Genomic DNA, 17,679 nt, shown 5'->3' on the forward strand with positions numbered 1-17,679 from the left:
TCTTATATTGAATAAGCTGATTCAGCTAGATCAATTAGAATAAGGTGTTTTGTAAAGTAAACAAGTTTAAAAATGTTATATTTGCTTTTTTTTAGACATTTTTTTGCACGTTTATTTGTTTTTTACATGAATAGACGGAATGTAATCCAGATTGTGTTCTGATCCATAAAAAATGCCGCTTATCATTTTCGATAGCGGCATTTTGTTGTTCGTTACTAAATATCCAGGTATTTATTCCTTGGGTAGGTTGTTAGCTAGCCACTGCAAGGCTTCTGGATAAGGCTGTGGAAGATCTAATTTTGTTAAGGCCGACTCTAATATTGAGTGATTGCCAGAACAAAAATTGAGGTGGCCTACTTTCCTTCCTGGACGAACTTCCTTTTTATACCAATAGAGTTCTAAGCCTTGTAGGTTGAGCCAATCATAGTTGAGGTCGACGCCAATCAAGTTAACCATCATACTTTGATTTTTGATTTCTGCTGGCGCCAGTGGAAGACCTGTGACGGCGCGCACATGATTTTCAAACTGACATACACTTGAACCTGCCTGAGTCCAATGGCCACTGTTGTGGACCCTTGGAGCAAGCTCATTGATGAGTAATTCATCACCTATACGGAAGCACTCCATCGCCATCACGCCAACATAGTCTAGGGCGTTCATAAGTTTGCTCAGCATAGTTTCTGCTTTGCTCTGTAGAGGCTTTAGGCGTTCTAATGGTGAGATGGAAGCGTAAAGAATGCCATTAATATGAAGGTTCAATGTTAGAGGATAAAAATGGGTATCACCGTTTTTACCGCGAACACCAACTAATGACACTTCTTCATCAAAATTGATGGCTTGTTCCGCAATAGCTTGGCCTTTCCAATCTTCCGGTATTTCGGTTTTTTCAGATTGCTTTAACCAATATTGGCCTTTGCCATCGTAACCACCGCGACGACGTTTCATCAGCACGCGCTCGCCTAATGTTTCGTAAGCTTTCGTGGCGGTGGAATCAGACTCAACTGGAAACCAAGGTGCTGTTGCTAGTTCTAGACGATCTAGCCATTGTTTTTGGGTTAAACGATCAGCAAGCTGTGGGAAGGTGGCTAAGTTGACAAAGTTGCTGTGCGTAGCGAGTTGTTTGGTCGCCACGGTTTCAGGCCATTCTTCTCTTTCTGCTGTCACAATATCTGTCGGAGATAGGTCTAGTGTCTCAGTCGATTCAATATCCACTGGACGAATATCAAGACCAAGTGGTGTTCCTGCTTGTTTTAGCATAGCGCCTAATTGACCTGCGCCTAATACCCATAGAACTGACATAGATTAAGCCTCTCTTGGGTCTGGATTCGCTAAAACGGTTTCGGTTTGATTAGTGCGGAAAGCTTCAATTCTTTTCGCGAGCTCAGGATTAGAGACAGCTAGAATCTGGCAAGCTAATAAACCTGCATTGAAAGCGCCAGCGCTACCAATAGCAAGGGTTCCAACAGCAACGCCTTTCGGCATTTGTGCGATAGAAAGTAAGCTATCCATGCCGTTTAGAGCTTTGCTTTGCACAGGCACACCCAGAACAGGTAGGTGTGTATGGGCAGCTACCATACCAGGCAAATGAGCCGCACCACCAGCGCCACCAATAATGACCTTAAAGCCTTTATCTGCAGCGCTTTCTGAAAATTCTGCAAGTTTGACTGGTGTTCGGTGCGCGGAGACAACTTCGACGTGGTAGCTTACGCCAAGAGCATCCATTATTTCTGCGGCACTTTCCATTGTCGCCCAGTCACTTTTTGATCCCATTATTAGGGCTACATCTGCTTGCAAAATTCTTCTCCTATAAGTGGTATCCAACGCGGCATTGAGGGGGGTTGTACGTTGAATCTAATCAGTAAGTTTGTCTTGTTTAAACGCGGCCTAACACGTTTGCGTATGACAATAATTTGTGGCTAATATAGCCGATTTTGAGGGAAACCGCGAGCTTTGAGGTAGGTAGAAATACACAAGTTGAAATATAGATAATGAGAAAAGAAAAGAGCGACTAGAGTCGCTCTTGGAGGTACTTTTCGTAATCTGGAATTTGTCGTTCAAATTCGCTTTCGAATAAGGGCGACGTCACCAAAAAATTGGCTGAAGAAACGCTACAAGCAATAGGGATGTTCCAAACCGCTGCGACTCTGAGAAGTGCTTTAATGTCAGGGTCATGAGGCATCGGTTCAAAGGGGTCCCAGAAAAAGATCAGAACATCAATTTTACCCTCTGCGATGAGTCCACCAAGTTGCTGGTCGCCACCGAGAGGGCCGCTAATGAGAGACTGTACTGGAACATTCAATTGCTTTTGCATTAAATTGCCAGTGGTGCCAGTCGCCATCAGATTGTGCTTGATCAGTTTTTCTTTGTGTTTTTCTGCCCACTCAATAAGAGCAGGTTTCATATTATCATGAGCAACCAGAGCGACGTTTTTACGCTCTGGTGTCGTGATCGTTTTTTGTTGCAACGTTTTACCTTTCACTGTGACTTATTCCTCAACAGCACCGACTTTGACGACTTTCATCATATTGGTAGTGCCATAGCTGACCAAGTGATCGCCTTTTGTCACAATCACAAGCTCGCCATCTTTGATTAGACCAAGAGATTTAACATGGTCAACTAAGCCAGCAACAATTGTGTCTACATTGAACTCTTGTGAAGAGAAAGCTACCGGTGTTACACCGCGATATAAATTCACTTTGTTTAGTGTTGCTTGGTTTGGAGACAATGCATAGATTGGTAAACCAGAACTGATGCGAGACATTAGTAGTGGTGTTGTCCCTGACTCTGTCAAGCTGATGATCGCTTTTACGCCTTCCAAATGGTTGGCTGCGTACATAGCGGACATCGCAATGGTTTCATCGATACTGGTAAACGTAACATCGATACGGTGTTTAGAACGGTTGATTGCAGGTTGTTTTTCAGCGCCCAAGCAAACACGGTTCATGGTTTTAATTACTTCTTCAGGGTATGCTCCAGCCGCTGTTTCGGCAGAAAGCATGACCGCGTCGGTGCCATCTAGAACCGCGTTGGCTACGTCAAATACTTCCGCACGAGTTGGCATAGCACTGGTAATCATGGTTTCCATCATTTGTGTCGCGGTAATAACAGGGCGGTTCAATTGACGACAACGCTTGATCATGTGTTTTTGTACACCGATCAATTCTGCGTCACCAATTTCAACACCTAGGTCACCACGAGCCACCATAACAGCATCAGAAGCAAGAATGATTGCATCCAGCGTTTCATTATCAGCAACGGCTTCAGCACGTTCTACTTTAGAAACGATACCCGCTTTAAGGCCAGCGGCTTCCGCTAGAGCACGAGCTTCGTGTAAGTCTTCTGCACTACGAGGGAAGGACACGGCCAAATAATCAGCGTTTAACGCCGCTGCTGTTTTAATGTCTTCGCGATCTTTATCAGTCAATGCTGCCGCAGACAGACCACCGCCTTGTCGGTTGATGCCTTTGTTATTAGACAGAGCGCCACCTACGATGACTTTTGTAATGACTTCTTGGCCTTTTACTTCTAATACTTCTAAAACAACACGGCCATCATCAAGAAGTAGAATATTGCCAGGCTGAGAATCTTTTGCCAGTTGTGGGTAGTCGATACCTACGCGAGTTTCATCACCATTGTTCTTATCAAAACCCACATCAAGAATAAACGTTGCGCCATCTTTCAGTTCAACTTTGGTGTTTTTGAAACGCGCGATGCGAATTTTAGGCCCTTGTAGATCACCAAGAATAGCAACATGACGACCATTTTTCTTTGCCATTTCACGAACAACCTCGGCGCGGTTGATGTGGTCTTCTGGCTGACCGTGAGAAAAATTCAAACGGAATACGTTAGCGCCCGCTAAAATTAATTTTTCGATCATTTCTGGGGAGCTGGAAGCTGGGCCTAAAGTGGCAACAATTTTAGTTCTACGAGTCATTTTAAATACCAAAGATTAGAAAGCGTGATATGAAGTATAAGAGACGACGAAGGCTGCGTCAGCAGCCTTCGTGTATTTTGACTATTTCGCAGCCATTAATGCGATAGTATTATCAAGCATTCGGTTTGAGAAGCCCCATTCGTTATCATACCAAGCCATCACTTTTACTAATTTACCTTGTACGCGAGTTTGTGTCGCATCGAAGTTAGAAGTGTAGGCGTTGTGGTTGAAGTCAGAAGAGACAAGTGGCTCATGATTGACATGCAATACTTGCGCAAGAATCGGATCCGCTTTGATAGCGTCTTCAATGATTGAGTTTATTTCGTCTACTGTGGTTTCACGTGGTGCCAAGAAGGTTAGATCTACTAGTGAAACGTTGATAGTTGGTACTCGAACAGAAAGACCATCAAACTTGCCAACAAGTGCTGGTATGACAAGGCCAACAGCCGCAGCTGCACCAGTTTTACTTGGGATCATATTCATAGCGGCGGCACGAGCACGGTAAAGGTCTTCGTGATAAACGTCTGAAAGGCGCTGATCGTTGGTGTAAGCGTGAATGGTTGTCATCAAACCACTTTCAATGCCCAGTTTTTCACTTAATGGTTTAGCGAATGGTGCTAGGCAGTTAGTTGTACAAGAAGCATTAGAGATAACGGTCATGTCAGATGTAAGAATATCTTGGTTTACGCCATATACAACAGTCGCGTCAACTTCTTTTCCAGGCGCGGAAATGATAACTTTTTTCGCTCCGGCAGTAATGTGAGCGCTGGCTTTTTCTTTTGTTGTAAAGAAACCTGTGCATTCGTAAACAACATCAACGCCAAGCTCTGCCCAAGGAAGGTCTGCTGGATTGCGTTCAGAGAAAGTGCGGATTTTATCTTTGTTGATGTAAAGTGCTTCTTCATCAAATGTCACTTCTTCGTTGAAGCGACCGTGGACTGTGTCGTATTTCGTTAAATGAGCATTGGTTTTTGAATCGCCAAGATCATTAATGGCTACGATTTGGAGTTGATCACGCTTGCCTGATTCATATAAAGCTCTAAGCGTGTTGCGTCCAATGCGTCCATAACCGTTGATAGCTACCTTAATCGTCATACTCACCTCTAACATAGTGCGAAATTTGCTTTATGTTCGAATTCGAACATCAAGCGTTCAATTTTGTTCTTTACGTAAAAATACTACATAAGTATTTTTTTAAGCAAGGATTAGTAACAAATTCCTTTCAATCTGGCTATTTATTAACCATCTATTGATCGACATCTAACATTGTACAGAATTATGTTACAGAAGTTCGGGTATTTTAGCTGAAATAGAGCCTTTCCCGAATTCTTTTTGTAAAAAAATTACAAAATATTGTATTAAAGTCGTTTTTTTCTAAGTTTTAGGCGTGAAATAAAATAAAAATGTAGTAATATTACATAATATTATAGTGTCAGGCAGTTTGCTGAGATAGCTGAATTAAAAAACGGAGAGAAGCATGAATCCGATTGTTGCTAAGGTAACGAACGACATCATTGAACGAAGCAAAGCGTTGCGCGGGCAATACCTTAAAGATATGAAAAAAGCGCAAGAGCAAGGGCCGCACAGAGGAAAGCTGTCTTGTGGGAATCTAGCTCATGGCTTTGCGGCATGCCAACCTCAAGATAAGCAAAAGCTGACTCTGATGGAGGAAGCCAATATAGGAATCATATCTTCTTATAATGATATGTTGTCTGCTCATCAGCCTTACGAAAATTATCCTGATCAAATTCGCGCTGCGGTGAAAGAAATGGGCTCTGTGGCTCAGTTTGCTGGCGGCGTACCTGCCATGTGTGATGGTGTTACCCAAGGTCAAGACGGCATGGAGTTAAGCTTATTTAGCCGTGACAATATTGCACAGGGTGCAGCAATCGCGCTTTCCCATAACATGTTCGATGCGGCTATCTATTTAGGTATTTGTGACAAGATTGTACCTGGCTTGTTGATTGCGGCACTGCGTTTTGGCCATTTGCCTGCTTTGTTTATTCCTGCAGGGCCTATGCGTTCGGGGATTACTAACGCGGCTAAAGCGGCCGTTCGTCAGCGTTATGCGCAAGGACAAGCGACTCGTGAAGAATTGCTTGAAGCTGAATCAGCTTCTTACCACAGTGCGGGTACTTGTACTTTTTACGGTACAGCTAACTCGAATCAGCTATTAGTCGAAATTATGGGGCTTCAGCTCCCAGGGTCCTCTTTTGTTAACCCAGACGATCCATTGCGAGGAGCACTGACTAACTATGCTTCTCAGTTGTCTACCAAGATTACGGCTTTGGGTCGAGATTATCGACCTTTATATGAAATAGTCGATGAGCGTAGCATTGTTAACTCAATTGTTGGTTTATTGGCGACTGGTGGCTCAACAAACCACACCATGCATATTGTGGCTTACGCTCGTGCAGCGGGCATTATTATTACTTGGGATGACTTCTCAGCTCTTTCTAAAGTCGTGCCGTCATTGACGAAAATTTACCCGAACGGCCAGGCGGATATTAATCACTTCCATGCGGCTGGCGGTATGGCGTTTTTGGTTAAGCAATTATTGAAAGGTGGATTGTTGCATGAAGATGTAAACACTATCGTCGGTAAAGGCTTAACGCATTACACCAAAGAACCTTTTCTAGAGGGTGATAATCTAGTTTGGCGTGATGGCACAGATGAAAGTTTGGATATGGATGTTGTACGACCTATCGATAATCCGTTTAGCAAAGAAGGTGGGTTGGCCTTGCTTAAAGGTAATCTTGGTCGTTCTGTGATTAAGGTTTCTGCTGTAAAAGATGAAAATCGAATTATCGAAGCGCCTGCTGCTGTGTTTCACAGTCAAAATGCATTGGCTGATGCCATTGCGAGTGGTGAGCTAAAGCGTGACTGTGTGGCTGTGGTTCGCTTCCAAGGGCCAAAGGCAATAGGGATGCCAGAGTTGCATAAATTGACGCCTTACCTTGGTAATTTGCAGGATCAAGGTTATCGAGTGGCGCTAGTGACCGACGGTCGTATGTCTGGTGCATCCGGTAAAGTGCCTGCTGCTATTCACCTAACTCCAGAAGCATTAGCGGGCGGATTGATTGCTAAAATTCAAGATGGCGATATGGTGCGCTTGGATGCCATTGAAGGTACTTTGTCTGTGTTGGTCTCAGATGAAGAGCTTAATAAGCGTGAAGCGGCACAGCAAGATTTAACGGATTCCCATCAAGGTATGGGACGTGAACTATTTAGCGCACAACGCATTTTAGTGAGTGGCGCAGAACAAGGTGCTTGCAGCTTGTTTAATGATTAAACCTTTCCTCTGACTACTAACATTTGTTAGTAAATGGTGTTTAGGGGCTTGTTTCAAGCCCCATTTTTTTGTCTGTAATTTACTATTCTAGTTTATTGCTTAAATCTTTTGTTCTCTATTTGACTCGCAGTGTATCGATAGGTTATCAACCAAATATCATCTTAATCCAAATCAAGTATCAATATTTTAAAGATAAAAAAAGGCCCGAATCTGTTATAGATTCGGGCCTTCGTAAGTAATGAGCTCGAAGAGCCAGTTACTTAGTCCATTGTATCTAGTGCTTTTTCGTATTCATCAAAAGATTCTGTTACAGACTCTTCTGGAGCACCTGTCGCTAAACTTACTGCAAAGATAGCAATAGTCGATAATACGAAGCCCGGAACGATTTCATAAAGGTCGAAAATACCACCCGTTAGCTGCTTCCATACCACAACGGTCACACCACCAATAACAATACCCGCTAGAGCACCGTTTCGGTTCATGTTACGCCAGAACAAGCTTAGAAGGATAGCTGGGCCGAATGCAGCGCCAAAACCAGCCCAAGCATAGGATACTAAGCCAAGTACTGAGCTTTCTGGGTTTAATGCAAGAACCAGTGCAATAATGGAAATCGCTACAACAGCAAAGCGTCCAACATTCACGATCTGTTTTTGAGTTGCTTCTTTGTTGAATAGTTGCTTGTAGAAATCTTCAGCGAGTGCAGAAGAGGACACCAATAGTTGAGAATCTGCTGTACTCATGATCGCCGCTAAGATAGCTGCAAGAAGAATACCAGCCACAACAGGATGGAACACCGCGTTAACAAGAATCATGAAGATTTTTTCAGGATCAGCCAGATTGCCTGATAGGCTGCTATCAACAAATGTGATGCCAACTAAGCCGATAAGCAGTGCGCCAGCCATGGAAATGAATGTCCAAATAACCGCGATACGACGAGCTGTTTTAATGTCTTTGTTAGAACGAGACGCTTTAAAGCGCGCTAGGATATGTGGTTGACCGAAATAACCTAGACCCCAAGCAACAAGAGAAATAATCCCAATTGCAGTGAGAGGTTCTCCACTAACGCTAGTCCAGATGTCTAGTAAGTTAGGGTTTTTTTCCATCAAGGTGCTAGACAGTTCTGACCAGCCACCATCAAGCGCAACAAGAGGTACTATTACCAGAGCTGCACTCATCATCAAGCCTTGCACAAGGTCTGTCCAAGCAACAGCTAGGAAGCCACCAAACAGCGTGTAAGAAACAACACATACTGTGCCGATAATTACTGCATAGGTGTAATCTAAGCCAAATACCGTTTCAAACAATTTACCGCCTGCAACCAAACCGGAACTTGTATAGAACAAGAAGAACAGCAAAATGAATAGGGCTGAGATGGTTTGAATAAGCTTTGATTTGTCATTGAAGCGAATAGACAGGAAGTCTGGAAGTGTCAGAGCGTTATTTGCTTTGATACTGTACGTTCTTAGGCGTTTTGCACAGATTAGCCAGTTAAGCCATGTTCCGACAAAAAGGCCACCAGCAATCCAGACAGATTCTAAGCCGGCTGCAAAGGCGTAACCAGGTAGCCCAAGTAGCAACCAGCCACTCATATCAGACGCGCCTGCGGATAATGCTGTAGGCCAAGGTCCTAGAGATCGCCCACCAAGAAAGTAGTCTTCAGAGCTGGAGGTGCGTTTGTAAGCGTACAGGCCAATTCCTAGCATAACTACTAGATAGGCTAGGAATGTAAAGCTGATCGCATAGCTGCTTTCTATCATTGTTATTGTCCCCAAATTGATATTATTACGGGTGAAATAACCTTCGATAGATAAGGTTATTTATCAGTATGGATAGTTTTTATCCTTGTATTACAATGTTTAGTAATAACCACTGACTGAGAAATGGCGCTTTAAAAGCGGCCTCTAAATCACACCCGAAAGAGTTATAATTGTTAAATCGTTGTTGTGATAGCCATTGATTTAATATGTGAAAATAATCAAGTTCTCGTAAAGAGAATGAATCGCATTATGACATATTTCAAGACATGAATCGATTCTAAGTGGCTGAGATAGGATAATCTTTCAAATTTCTCTGACAAAATTGCGAAAAAATCTGATGTGCTTCGTAAATAGGAGTGTTTAGGTAAATATCTTTTGATTTAGGCTATTTAGTGAAAGTGCAGTCAAAATAAAGGCACATAGTATGTGCCTTGTATCCTGGTGCTATTTCTTTTCAACTTTCGGTAATCGAGTGTCTTGAACGCTTTGTTTCAATTTTTTAAGATGAGCATTGAACTCTGGGCCACGCTTCAAAAGTACGCCAGTTGCTAGCGCGTCAATCAGAGTGAGGTAGACAATACGTGAGCTCATGGGTGTATAGATATCGGTATCTTCTGTCTCTTCAATTGGCAATACGATAGAGCAGTGCTCTGTTAGTGGAGAGTCAGGATTGGTTATACCGATAACTGTCGCCCCTGCTTCACGAGCAACTCGAGCCGTTTCGATTAGCGGTAAGGTACGTCCAGTATAGGAGATGATAACAATCGCATCACCTGAATGTGCTCCAGCCGCAGCCATTCGTTGAACTAAAATATCTGTATAAGCCACCACAGGCATATTTAAGCGGAAGAATTTATGGTGAGCATCTTTAGCAACTGGGCCTGATGCGCCTAAACCATAAAACTCGATCCGACGAGCTTGCGCTAATACATCCACGGCTCGGCTGATCAGCGACTCCGGTAAAATATCCTGAGCTCTGGTGAGGTTGTTCTTGGCGGCTTCAAAAATTTTCGCGGTAACAGCGCCAGGAGCATCATCAGGTTCAACGTTTAAGTTAACGTATGGCGTACCTGTCGCAAGGCTTTGAGCAAGTGATACTTTAAAGTCAGGAAAGCCACTACCGATGAGACTACGACAAAAACGGTTAACCGTAGGCTCACTTACTTCCGCTCTCGCTGCTAGTTTTGCAATACTTGAATGGATGGTTGTTTTTGGATCGGCAAGAATGGCTTCCGCTACTTTTCTCTCGGATTTGCTTAACGTGCTCAGTCGTTCTTGTATCTTACGAATAATGTCTTCGTGTTTAATCATTGATCTGCTTCAAAGTTGACTATTGACTCGGAATGTTGAGTTGTTCATTCTGACAGCCGCTTACAATTCTGGCAATAAAAAAGGGTTTAAAATGGCTAACTTAACCGTCTATTTCGATAAAATGGCGAGTATTTTGCCAAAATTCAATGAAATTCAGGTGACGCCTTTTGAAGAAGGCTTCTCCAACAAAGTATATCGCTTGGATTGGAGTAACCTTCCTCAAATAGTGCTTCGCGTACCTGCTTTAGATGAAGCGGCTTTTGGTATTGATAGACAAAGTGAAATGACGGTACTACAAGCGGCAGCAAAATCCGGAGTTTCACCGCCTGTGTTATGGCATGATGATCGGGGCGGCTTTGCTTGTCAGTTTGTCGTTCAGCCGTCTTTAGGCTGGGATGTCATGCATTCCAATAGCAGCATCAAGAGAATTGCTAATGCGTTGGTTCAAGTTCATGGCTTTGCAGGGGTTGATCATCCCTTTTGTATTTATGATTTGATTGAGCACTATCTGCAGTCGATCGAGTCTTTATTGTCTAAGCATTCAGATCTTCAAGAGGAAGTGAGGTATTTACGAGGCCTGTTTACGAACTTGCCACGCGTCAACCCCTGTTATTCTCCGGTGGTCTGTCACAATGACCTTAATCCGAAAAATGTTTTAATAGATGATGAGAATATCTGGCTGATTGATTGGGAATACACTGGCATGGGGGATCCTTTATTTGATTTAGCCGTGGTGGCTCGATCTCATAATTTAACCCGTGAGCAACAAGCTTATTTAGTAGAAAGCTATGATGATTCCCTTGATGTAGAAGAAACGTTGCAAAAAATCGCTAACTACAGCTTGGCTTATTCGTTGCGCGAGATGATATGGCTATTATTAAAGCATTTAACCACACCTGATGACCCTGATGCTTGGCCTTATTATGTGGATTTTAAAGCCATGCCATCGCTAAATCCTTTTTTGCAAACCTCAGCAAGTTAATAACCTTTTAATAAGACAAGAGTGAAAAATGACGTTAATTCCAAGTTGGCAAACACGGTTGGCAGACGAATTTAGTAAAGACTACATGCTGGCATTGCAGCAGTTTCTTTCTTCTGAGCAAGCTCAGGGCAAGGTGATCTATCCTGCGGAAGATGAGCGATTTACGGCATTAAATAAAACGCCTTTTGATCAAGTTAGAGTGGTCATTCTTGGACAAGACCCTTACCACGGAGAAGGCCAAGCTCATGGATTGTCTTTTTCGGTGAAGTCCAATGTAAAAGTACCGCCTTCGTTAGTGAATATTTATAAAGAGCTCGAGATGGACTTGCTCATTCCACCTGCGCAACATGGTTTTTTGGCGCAATGGGCGGAGCAAGGTGTCTTATTGCTAAATAGTGTATTGACCGTTGAAGCGAGTAAAGCGGGCTCCCATCAAAATAAAGGTTGGGAAGTTTTCACGGATAAAATCATCGAGCTAATTAACAACGAACATCAAGGCGTTGTCTTTATGCTGTGGGGAGCTTATGCCCAGAAGAAAGGTCGCCATATTGATCGTGATAAGCATTGCGTATTGGAAAGCGTACATCCATCGCCCCTGTCAGCATATCGTGGATTTTTGGGCTGTCAGCATTTTTCTAAGGCGAATGATTACTTAGTCAGTTTTGGCAAAGAGCCGATAAAGTGGGCATTAGAGCCAGTGAAAAACACAGATAAAGAAGAAAAAAGCCTGCAGATTGGTTTGCCATTCTAAATAGATTTTATAGCGCCTATTTGGCGCTATAAAATATTTAATACAGCGATTATTTTTTACTATCTAGAGAGTAGGGAAGCGGAAGTAAGGTGATTTCTTTACTATCCAAAAGGAGTTGTTCCGATTCACTCGGCTCAATGTTCAAAATAACCTGCGCATAATGTGTTTCTTGAATATGGGCGACAGAGAAAATTTTACCTATGTTTTTGCCTTCTTTATCGACAATATCCAGTGTCGTGTCTCGCGTTCCTTGCCAAGTCACTAATGCCAACTGTTTCTTCGATTTGCCTTTGTATTGCATGCGAGCAACGATTTCTTGTCCTGTGTAACAGCCTTTTGTAAAACTGATACCACCTGTGCTTTGCATGTTAAGCCATTGAGGTAAAATCGTTTCGCTTTGTTCAAGGTTAATAAGTGGGCGAGCGGCGAGTAGCTCTAATGGAGCTAACTCTTGGTTCTTTTCTTCGATGACGGTTTGGTTCGCAGGGGAAATAAGCCACTGAACTTCTAATGGCTCATTGCTAACAGTCAATGTAATGGTGTCGTTCTCTTGAGTGGTTGCAAAAATACTCGATGCTACATTGGAGTCGTCTTCTATTTTTTTGCTCGCTAGCTTTGTATAAACCGCAAAATGATCTTGTTCATCCGTCAATGTTGTTTTGAAAAACACAGCGTATTTTTTTAAATGCGATAAGGTTTTTTCTAGCAAATCTTTTGTCATTAGCATCAGCACATCATCGTTGCTCTGAACGATATAAAAGCTGCTGATAATGCGTCCCTTGATGCTACAGATGGCACCGTATAGACCATTACTGTGAGACAGTTTGTTCATGTCACAGGTTGTTTGGCCTTGCAGGAATTTCTTCGAATCCAAGCCTGATACTCGCAAAATTCCGATATCTTGCTGTTTCATGACGACGTCTTGGTTCTGTAGTGTTGAGTCAATAATATCGTGAAGAGAAGTCATAAAACGTTCCATAAAGTAGATCAGGCATATAAATAAGTGCAGTTACTCTGCGTGAATAGCCTATCAGTAATGCCTAATTTTTACTTTTCAATGGTCAAGGCGATAATGATTTTTTATAAGTAGAAGTCTACTCGGCAAATTGTTTTTGTATTTCAAGTAGTTTGGGTAACTCTTGTCTGAGTAGTGGGATGAGTGCTGGGTCAAAGTGTTTTCCGCTTTGTTCTGAAATGTAATTAATTGCCTCTTCAGTAGACCATGCTTTTTTATAAGGGCGTGCGCTGGTGAGGGCATCAAATACATCAACTAAGGCAACTATACGGCCTTCAATAGGAATTTCTTCGCCAGATAAGCCTTTGGGGTAGCCTGAACCGTCCCATTTTTCATGGTGCGTCATCGCAACAGAATGGGCTAGTTCGATAAGGTACGAACTGGGGTTAGAGAGAATCTCGCCACCTATTTGCGCGTGAGTCTTCATGACTTCATACTCTTCTTCGGTAAGCTTTCCCGGTTTTAGTAGTATGTTGTCTGCTATGCCTATTTTTCCTATGTCATGCATAGGCGCTGCCATCATTAAATCATCTGCTGACTCGTCGCAAAAGCCGTATGCCGATGCAATAACTCTCGCATAGCGGCTCATACGTTGTACGTGCATACCTGTTTCGTTGTCCTTGTATTCTGCTGCTCGTCCAAGCCTATGGATTAAATCTATGTGTGTGTTTAGTAGCTCATCTGCTCTAATTAAAGACAGGTGTGTTTTGACACGGGCTAAGACGATAGCGGGAACGATGGGTTTGACGATGTAATCAACGGCACCAATTTCAAAACCTTTTGCTTCATCGACACTGTCTTTTAATGCGGTGACAAATATTACTGGAATATGGGCTGTTGCTGGGTTTTGCTTTAGGCGCTCACAGACCTCTAAGCCTGTCATATCAGGCATCATAATGTCGAGTAGGATGAGATCGACAGGCTCTTTCTCTACCAGTTTTAATGCGTCTTGTCCTGATCGAGCAAAAGACAAACGGTAGCGTGCGGCTTGTAATACTTGTCTTAAGACGCGTAAATTTGACGGTTCGTCATCAACCAATAGTACGCGAGGTGCAGGTTTACTTCCGATTCTCATAGGGTGGCGTCCTGTGTCATCAATTCTTTTAAGTTGTTAAGGCCCTTGATAGCGCTATCGAATTCAAAGTCTGAGATCGCTTTACTAGCGGAAACAGCATGTGACTTCATATTTTGGGGGACGCAGCTGATAAGCAAGGCAATATTGTCGTCGTCTACTTCGCCCGAGTCTGCGGACATAATGAGCGTATCGAGAAGTGCTATTAATTGTGTTGTAGATAGCGAATTTTGAGTGTCTGTATTTGGTATCTCAGAATGGCTGCTGTATTGATTAATTAATTGCTGTAGCTCTTCAAAGAAATGAGTCATTAAAACGCTTAAATACTGAATGCTTTTTAGGAATTGATTGTGGTCTTTTGTTTGTGCGACTTGTTCTATATTAGCCATACAATTGGAGATATTTAATAATGCTAGGTTGCCAGACGTGCCTTTTATCGCATGTGCTAAAGCACAAGCCTCTTCGAACTCTTGATGATCTAGGTGAGCTTTTAGTCTATCTACTATATGGGCGTTAGCGTCTGAAAATTTTGTTAGTTCAGCGAGATAGATTTTTATGTCATTCCACAATGATAGACCCTTATCTAAATGGATCTGGGGATTTTTACGATTACCCTTTGTATGGTTACTATCTTGCTGATTAATGAATGTGGGGGTTTCATTCAAAACTCTCGCCATTTCAGTGGTTAAGGCTCCAAGATCAATAGGTTTGTTGGCAAAGCCATCCATCCCCGCTTGCTGAGCATCTAATTTATCCTCTAATAATACGTTTGCTGTTAAAGCAATAATGGGAGTGTGAGTTAGTTGGTGCTCTTTTTCATAGCTGCGGATAACTTGGGTAGCGGTTAAGCCATCCATATTCGGCATCTGAATATCCATTAGAATAATGTCAGGTTTTATCATTTTAAATTGTTCAAGTGCATCAATACCGTCTTTTGCTGTAAAAATGCTATGGCCATGTCGCTTAAGCATAATAGTTAATAGCGTTAGGTTTTGTTCAACATCATCGGCCAACAGTATTTTTCTTGGTGCTATAGCTGGCAGTTGAGGCGTTTCAGCACTCAGTAGTATTTCTGTTTCTGCAAGAGGTAGCTCAAAAGAGAAACAGCTTCCGGTTCCTACTTCGCTTGTTACCTGGAAATTGCCGCCCATGAGAGTGACTAGTTGTTTGGATATACTAGTGCCTAAACCTGTTCCGCCAAAGCGACGGCTCATGGTGGCATCAGCTTGTGTAAATGGGTCAAAAATATGTGGTAAGCGTGATTCTGGAATACCTATGCCTGAATCTTTTACAGAGAAGCGCACGTTGCCATCATCTAGTGTTGACACAGTTAGAGCAACATAGCCTTTCTCGGTGAATTTAATTGCATTACCTAAAATATTCATCAGAACTTGGCGGATGCGATCTTCGGCACCCAAATACGCTTCGGCAACATCGGGCTCAATATGAAAGTTTAGTTCTAAACCTTTATTTCTTGCTTGTAGCCATAGGGTAGAAATGACCGTATCGACTGAGTTTGCAAGTAAAAAAGGTTGTATGTCTAATTCAAGCTTATCTTTGTCTAATTTTGCACTGTCGAGTATATCGTTTAGAAGGTGTAACAGAGAGCGAGCCGATTTACTGATAACCGAAAGGTGTTTTTTGTTTTCGCCCGAGATTTCTGACTCCAATAAAATGTCAGAAAAACCTATGATAGCGTTCATTGGTGTACGTATTTCATGGCTCATGTTAGCTAAGAATGAGGCTTTACTTTCGGCTGATGCTTCGGCTTTGACCTTAGCGTGACGAAGCTCGTTTTCCATTTCAACACGATGTGAAATATCTAAAATAACACCATCAATCCATTCGGGAACATCATGAGTATTTAAAATGACAGAGCCATTTTCTAAAACCCAAACATAATGGCCTTTTTTATGTCTCAATCGATATTCTAACTTATAGTTTTTACGTGATGTGACGGCTTCATCTATAACGATAGCAATATTATTTTCGTCATCTGGGTGAACTAGCTTAGCGAAGGAAACGGTTTTGTTGTAAAAATCGGATGTGCTCCATCCTGTAATATCGTAAATGGCATCACTTACAAAAAGAGTTGTCCAGTGCTCATCCATCAAGCAGCGAAAAGAAGCGCCAGGAATGTTTTTGATTAAAGAGCTGTATTGTTTTTCGCTTTTTTTGATGGTTTCTTCTAATGATTTTCGTGTTGAAATGTCGCTAATAAAGCCCACAAATAACGTGTCACTATTAGGTATATCAACTTTCCCGACCCCCAATCTAATAGGGAAAATATTCCCATCCCTGTTGATGGCATGAATTTCTCGTTCTGTGCCCGCTATGTTTGCTTCACCGGAATCTCTAAAAGAGGCTAGAGCATGAGTGAATTCGTCAGCGTATTTTTGAGGAAACAGAACACCAAAATGCTGGTTAATTATTTCCTCTTCGCTCCAGCCAAAAATGACAGAGGCCGCCTTATTAAACTCTTTAATCGTGCCGTAGCTATCGATTGATATAATGCCATCTACAGCCGTATCTAAGGTTGTTTTTAGGCGAACTTCACTGGCTGTTTTTTCCAGTAATAACTGACGATAGCGCAATTGTGACGCGATGTTTGCCGCTAGAATTGACAGTAATAATGTGATGATTGCAACAACGAACGAAAGATAGCTGTTAGCACTGTTTTGTACATGAGACATGCCAGCGTCGCTGGACGAAATGAACCTTGCGCCAGCCATGCCTGCATAGTGCATACCTGAAATAGCGGCTCCCATAATAAGTGCGCTGATACTGCTGATCCACTTCTGGCTTAAATGAGCCCAAATTTTTCTGACATAGTAATGCGTCGATAAGGCGATAAACGCCAGAACAACGGCAATGATCAGCGACGCTAAGAACCACATAGGATCATATTTTAGCTCAACGTCCATTTTCATTGCTGCCATGCCAATATAATGCATCGCTCCAATACCGCCGCCCACAAAGGCACCGTTTGCAAATAGCTGCCAAATGCTCAGGTCCGTTCGAATTAATCTTTTTAGCGTGATATACGACGCTAGAATAGCGGGTATCAGGGAGAGTGCGGTTAGCCAAGGGTCATAAGAAATTTCATGTCCCATGTTAAATGCCAGCATGCCGACAAAGTGCATGCTCCAAATACCACCAGCCATAATGAAAGAGCCAGAGACAAGGGCAATCTTTTTATATTTATCGATAACAATATGCTGCGCTATAGAGGCAAAATGCAGAGCAAAAAAAGAAGCCGCTGAAGCGAGAGCGATAGAAAGGGCAACCAGTAGATAGTTGTAGTCTCCCATAGCTAGGTGAGAGTTATCGACTTGAGTAACAAAGAAGCTGTTTAGTAACTGCATTAACTCTACTTATTTCCTGAATTAGGTCACGAGGCGCGAGAGAATTTAAGAATTATTTATTTTGCTGTTTATATGTCACAAACTAACCGTTTTTATTCTCTACTTGTACTAAAAAGGCTAATTAATAGAATTGTATTGACACTTTTACCTATTATTTCGAGTATGAAACGCTATAGATACAATAGTGCAGCATGCCATAT

The 17,679-nt window shown here is 42.4% G+C and carries 13 protein-coding genes; 3 read left to right on the top strand and 10 right to left on the bottom strand.

Features of this window, described 5'->3' with window-relative positions:
• Positions 1 to 231: 231 nt before the first annotated feature.
• From purK to gap, 5 genes are all read right to left on the bottom strand, one after another.
• A complete protein-coding gene (purK, locus tag KDW99_RS04395) occupies positions 232 to 1,299 on the bottom strand; it encodes a 5-(carboxyamino)imidazole ribonucleotide synthase (protein ID WP_255828090.1) in 1,068 nt (355 codons plus the stop codon).
• A 3-nt stretch (positions 1,300 to 1,302) separates the two neighbouring features.
• Entirely contained in the window at positions 1,303 to 1,794 is a 492-nt protein-coding gene (purE, locus tag KDW99_RS04400; protein ID WP_255828091.1) for a 5-(carboxyamino)imidazole ribonucleotide mutase, read from the bottom strand.
• A 214-nt stretch (positions 1,795 to 2,008) separates the two neighbouring features.
• Positions 2,009 to 2,479: a methylglyoxal synthase gene (locus KDW99_RS04405; RefSeq protein ID WP_255828092.1), complete on the bottom strand. Its 471-nt coding sequence runs from the start codon at positions 2,477 to 2,479 to the stop codon at positions 2,009 to 2,011.
• 6 nt (positions 2,480 to 2,485) lie between these two features.
• The gene (pyk, locus tag KDW99_RS04410) at positions 2,486 to 3,934 is read right to left on the bottom strand and encodes a pyruvate kinase (protein WP_255828094.1); all 1,449 of its coding nucleotides are present in this window, start codon (positions 3,932 to 3,934) and stop codon (positions 2,486 to 2,488) included.
• 81 nt (positions 3,935 to 4,015) lie between these two features.
• Positions 4,016 to 5,029: a type I glyceraldehyde-3-phosphate dehydrogenase gene (gene gap / locus KDW99_RS04415; RefSeq protein ID WP_255828095.1), complete on the bottom strand. Its 1,014-nt coding sequence runs from the start codon at positions 5,027 to 5,029 to the stop codon at positions 4,016 to 4,018.
• A gap of 382 nt (positions 5,030 to 5,411) precedes the next feature.
• Here gap and edd point away from each other — a divergent pair, with 382 nt between their 5' ends.
• Positions 5,412 to 7,226 carry a phosphogluconate dehydratase gene (gene edd / locus KDW99_RS04420; RefSeq protein ID WP_255828096.1) on the top strand — a complete coding sequence of 605 codons (1,815 nt, stop codon included), beginning with the start codon at positions 5,412 to 5,414 and terminating at the stop codon, positions 7,224 to 7,226.
• Between the two features lie 260 nt (positions 7,227 to 7,486).
• On the opposite strand, the gene putP is transcribed toward edd, so the two are convergent.
• Complete coding sequence (putP, locus tag KDW99_RS04425; protein WP_255828097.1) at positions 7,487 to 8,983, bottom strand: sodium/proline symporter PutP; 1,497 nt, start codon at positions 8,981 to 8,983, stop codon at positions 7,487 to 7,489.
• A 444-nt stretch (positions 8,984 to 9,427) separates the two neighbouring features.
• Entirely contained in the window at positions 9,428 to 10,294 is an 867-nt protein-coding gene (locus tag KDW99_RS04430) for a MurR/RpiR family transcriptional regulator (protein ID WP_012068799.1), read from the bottom strand.
• 91 nt (positions 10,295 to 10,385) lie between these two features.
• Between KDW99_RS04430 and KDW99_RS04435 the strand changes: the two genes are divergently transcribed.
• Together KDW99_RS04435 and ung are read left to right on the top strand one after the other, a co-directional pair.
• Positions 10,386 to 11,276, top strand: coding sequence for a choline/ethanolamine kinase family protein (locus KDW99_RS04435; RefSeq protein WP_255828098.1), 891 nt, complete (start codon positions 10,386 to 10,388; stop codon positions 11,274 to 11,276).
• Between the two features lie 28 nt (positions 11,277 to 11,304).
• Positions 11,305 to 12,027 (top strand): uracil-DNA glycosylase, encoded by a 723-nt coding sequence (gene ung, locus KDW99_RS04440; protein WP_255828099.1) that lies wholly within the window; start codon positions 11,305 to 11,307, stop codon positions 12,025 to 12,027.
• A 49-nt stretch (positions 12,028 to 12,076) separates the two neighbouring features.
• On the opposite strand, the gene ygfZ is transcribed toward ung, so the two are convergent.
• The 3 genes from ygfZ to KDW99_RS04455 form a co-directional block, all read right to left on the bottom strand.
• A complete protein-coding gene (gene ygfZ / locus KDW99_RS04445) occupies positions 12,077 to 12,994 on the bottom strand; it encodes a CAF17-like 4Fe-4S cluster assembly/insertion protein YgfZ (protein ID WP_255828100.1) in 918 nt (305 codons plus the stop codon).
• Positions 12,995 to 13,121: 127 nt separating this feature from the next.
• Positions 13,122 to 14,117 (bottom strand): response regulator, encoded by a 996-nt coding sequence (locus tag KDW99_RS04450; RefSeq protein WP_255828101.1) that lies wholly within the window; start codon positions 14,115 to 14,117, stop codon positions 13,122 to 13,124.
• A complete protein-coding gene (locus KDW99_RS04455) occupies positions 14,114 to 17,479 on the bottom strand; it encodes an MHYT domain-containing protein (protein ID WP_255828102.1) in 3,366 nt (1,121 codons plus the stop codon). The genes KDW99_RS04450 and KDW99_RS04455 overlap by 4 nt, the downstream gene beginning before the upstream one ends.
• Positions 17,480 to 17,679: the final 200 nt, after the last annotated feature.

Source organism: Marinomonas rhizomae (assembly GCF_024397855.1).
GTDB classification, from domain to species: domain Bacteria; phylum Pseudomonadota; class Gammaproteobacteria; order Pseudomonadales; family Marinomonadaceae; genus Marinomonas; species Marinomonas rhizomae_A.

What these genes read in the sequence shown, in the direction of transcription:
- ung (WP_255828099.1), top strand. Translation starts at nt 11,305, where the DNA reads ATGACGTTAATTCCAAGTTGGCAAACACGGTTGGCAGACGAATTTAGT.
- pyk (WP_255828094.1), bottom strand. Translation starts at nt 3,934, where the DNA reads ATGACTCGTAGAACTAAAATTGTTGCCACTTTAGGCCCAGCTTCCAGC.
- KDW99_RS04430 (WP_012068799.1), bottom strand. Translation starts at nt 10,294, where the DNA reads ATGATTAAACACGAAGACATTATTCGTAAGATACAAGAACGACTGAGC.
- edd (WP_255828096.1), top strand. Translation starts at nt 5,412, where the DNA reads ATGAATCCGATTGTTGCTAAGGTAACGAACGACATCATTGAACGAAGC.
- KDW99_RS04435 (WP_255828098.1), top strand. Translation starts at nt 10,386, where the DNA reads ATGGCTAACTTAACCGTCTATTTCGATAAAATGGCGAGTATTTTGCCA.
- KDW99_RS04455 (WP_255828102.1), bottom strand. Translation starts at nt 17,479, where the DNA reads ATGCAGTTACTAAACAGCTTCTTTGTTACTCAAGTCGATAACTCTCAC.
- KDW99_RS04450 (WP_255828101.1), bottom strand. Translation starts at nt 14,117, where the DNA reads ATGAGAATCGGAAGTAAACCTGCACCTCGCGTACTATTGGTTGATGAC.
- gap (WP_255828095.1), bottom strand. Translation starts at nt 5,029, where the DNA reads ATGACGATTAAGGTAGCTATCAACGGTTATGGACGCATTGGACGCAAC.
- putP (WP_255828097.1), bottom strand. Translation starts at nt 8,983, where the DNA reads ATGATAGAAAGCAGCTATGCGATCAGCTTTACATTCCTAGCCTATCTA.
- purK (WP_255828090.1), bottom strand. Translation starts at nt 1,299, where the DNA reads ATGTCAGTTCTATGGGTATTAGGCGCAGGTCAATTAGGCGCTATGCTA.
- ygfZ (WP_255828100.1), bottom strand. Translation starts at nt 12,994, where the DNA reads ATGACTTCTCTTCACGATATTATTGACTCAACACTACAGAACCAAGAC.